The sequence below is a fragment of the Streptomyces sp. NPDC005141 genome (assembly GCF_053599975.1).
In genome coordinates, this window is sequence record NZ_JBSFYW010000149.1 from 1 (window position 1) to 2,475 (window position 2,475).

The window sequence follows — 2,475 nt, forward strand, 5'->3', positions numbered from 1 at the left end:
GAGCGTGGGGCCAGACCTCAGAACACTGGTCTGGAAAAGCCCAGTTGAGACCGGGCCATCCACTTGAACGGTGCGACCTCGTGTCGCACGCGGAACCCGTACCTGAGCTGCATAGTGATCACCATACATACTTGGTTCATGTCACCACGCTGGAACCCAAACCCCGATGTGCGCACCGGACGCCACGTCGTCCACAACCTTCACGTCCACTTGGTTTTTGTCACGAAGTACCGGCGCGGAGCCATGACCGACCCGATCCTGACACGCTGCGAAGAGATCATGCGAGAGGTCTGCGCGGACTTCGAAGCCGAGCTGAAGCAGTTCAACGGCGAGGCCGATCACGTCCATCTGCTCGTGCACTACCCGCCGAAGGTCCAGCTTTCCAAGCTGGTCAACTCCCTCAAGGGCGTCTCGGCCCGGCTGCTGCGCAAGGAGTACGCCAGCCACATCCGCCGGTACCTGTGGGGCGGACACTTCTGGTCCGGCTCGTACTTCGCCGGAAGTTGCGGCGGGGCTCCCCTGACCGTCGTAAAGCAGTACATCGAGAACCAGAAGCGCCCCACGTGACGGGCTGAGGTGAACACTGCAGACCCGTGCTCACGTGCGGGTCAGAGCAGTTCTGAGATGGCCTTCACCCCCGGCGTAAACGCCGGAGCACTGGCCAAGATCAAAGGTAGAAGCGGTGGATGGTGTGGGCCATCTGCGCCCGGGCCTGTGTTCCAGCGCCGCGGGCCCGGGCGGCGGCGAGCCAGCCGTCCACGTCCTCAGGCGTCACCGCCCGCACCGGCCCCTGCGCGAACGTGAGCAGTTCGTTCACCCAGGCGCGTTGCTGGCCCACCCACTTGTCCGTGGTGCCACGGGCCGCCAGGGCCAGCACGAACTCATGCTCCCGGCTGTCCGGCAGCGCTCATTCCTTCAGCGTGCGCCGCAGCCGTCCGGGATCCAGAGGGATGTTCGCGAATGCTGAAGAATCGACCACTTCGCTGACCTGCAGGTCAACAGCCTGACCAGCAGTGACAGGCCACGTTCAACCTTGGCCTGTCAGGTACCGGGAGAGTGAGCAGTATGCGAGTGGCCTGGTGGCCTGGCAGTCGCCGCGGTGACGACGGCAGTGTCGCGATCGAGGCTGCCATCGTCCTCCCGTCCCTGATCATGTTCTTGTGCCTGGCCATCGCTGGAGGGCGGATCGTCACTTCCAGCGCAAAGGTCGACGCCGCGGACGGGATCACGGTCCTGAACGACTCCCGCCACCCCGAACGACTCCACGCCCGCGGGCGTGGACGCTGTGGGACGAGATGGAGTCCGTCGGCACGGTCACCGGTCTCCGACATCCCCTCGGCCCGCACGCTGCACTTGCGGGTGCCAGCAGCCTGCTGGGGAGGTCACGTCGCTACGCGGTGCGCTCGTGATCTGGCCCTGGGGCCCGCAGGTTGCGCGGAACTCCGCTCGTGGGTCAGGCCGTTCAGCATCGCCCTGGTGAAGGTGCTGTTCGCCGTGGACGGTCGGCAATCTCGTCGTAGAGAACAGACAGGCAGGCACGACCCCACGTGACTCTTCACAGCGGCGGGCATCCTAAGGCGACCCGCAGTGCGGTCGGACTCCGGCGCTCACGCACCTCCCGCTCACCCTCCAGCGTCCTCTGCCGAATTGGGCACGCCCAGCAGGGCGAGACAGATGTGCAGCACGGCGTCCTCCAGTGCGGGGACCTCGCCGATGCGCCCCTGGCGCAGACAGCGGCACACGGCTTCGTGTGTAGCGTCCGCCGCGGCCATGTAGGTCTCATGGGGGATACGGCGGTAACCGGGAGTCCTGGCGTGCCAGGCGCGCATCGACTCGGCGAACCAGGAGCGGCAGGACTCCTGGTGCTCCCACGCCCGGCCACCGGCCGCCGCTGTCTCCAGGAAGAACGCTTTGGCGAATTCGGGCTCTTCGGCGATCAGCCCGAGAAAGGCACGGATCGAGGCACGAAGCGTCGCCACACGGGAGAGCGACTGCGCCGACGAGCGGGCAAATGACGCCTCAAGCCGCTTGACCATCAGCTCGCGGCCCGTCTCCGCAGCGGAAATGAAGCACTCCTCTTTGTCCGCGAACAGCTCGTAGAACGTCTTGCGGGACACGCCCGCCCGTGCCGTCACATCGGCCACCGTCGCGGTGATGTAGCCCTTCTCAGCCACCACGACCGTCATCGCGTAGAGCAGCCGCTGGCGCTGCGAACCCGTCACACGCTCCCGCGCGAGCCCATGCGGCCCGCGGGGAAGATCGGTGAGGCTCGGCTGCAGCAGCGGCCGGATTGGCTCTCTCATAAGTGAGAAACAGTCTGGTACACGTTATAGACACTAGCGTTTCTCACCTTCTCGTTGCCCCGAACAGGAGTGCACTCTTGACTTCCTCCCCCTCCTGAAGGAGGGGGATTCCTACGGCTTGCGCCGTGGGGTTTCCTGCTTCGTCGCCGACTGCCCGCCCGGAGTGCTCCGT

General features: G+C 65.7%; 4 protein-coding genes. 2 read left to right on the forward strand and 2 right to left on the reverse strand.

Annotated elements, in window-relative coordinates; all coding sequences use genetic code 11:
• Nucleotides 1–138 precede the first annotated feature (138 nt).
• Nucleotides 139–567: an IS200/IS605 family transposase gene (gene tnpA / locus ACWD68_RS41720; RefSeq protein ID WP_451811691.1), complete on the forward strand. Its 429-nt coding sequence runs from the start codon at nucleotides 139–141 to the stop codon at nucleotides 565–567.
• A gap of 100 nt (nucleotides 568–667) precedes the next feature.
• Here tnpA and ACWD68_RS41725 read toward each other — a convergent pair whose 3' ends face one another.
• The gene (locus ACWD68_RS41725; RefSeq protein WP_451811692.1) at nucleotides 668–877 is read right to left on the reverse strand and encodes a hypothetical protein; all 210 of its coding nucleotides are present in this window, start codon (nucleotides 875–877) and stop codon (nucleotides 668–670) included.
• 188 nt (nucleotides 878–1,065) lie between these two features.
• On the opposite strand from ACWD68_RS41725, the gene ACWD68_RS41730 reads away from it, so the two are divergent.
• Nucleotides 1,066–1,551, forward strand: coding sequence for a TadE family protein (locus ACWD68_RS41730; RefSeq protein WP_451811694.1), 486 nt, complete (start codon nucleotides 1,066–1,068; stop codon nucleotides 1,549–1,551).
• Between the two features lie 71 nt (nucleotides 1,552–1,622).
• Here ACWD68_RS41730 and ACWD68_RS41735 read toward each other — a convergent pair whose 3' ends face one another.
• Complete coding sequence (locus ACWD68_RS41735) at nucleotides 1,623–2,222, reverse strand: TetR/AcrR family transcriptional regulator (protein ID WP_451811693.1); 600 nt, start codon at nucleotides 2,220–2,222, stop codon at nucleotides 1,623–1,625.
• Nucleotides 2,223–2,475: the final 253 nt, after the last annotated feature.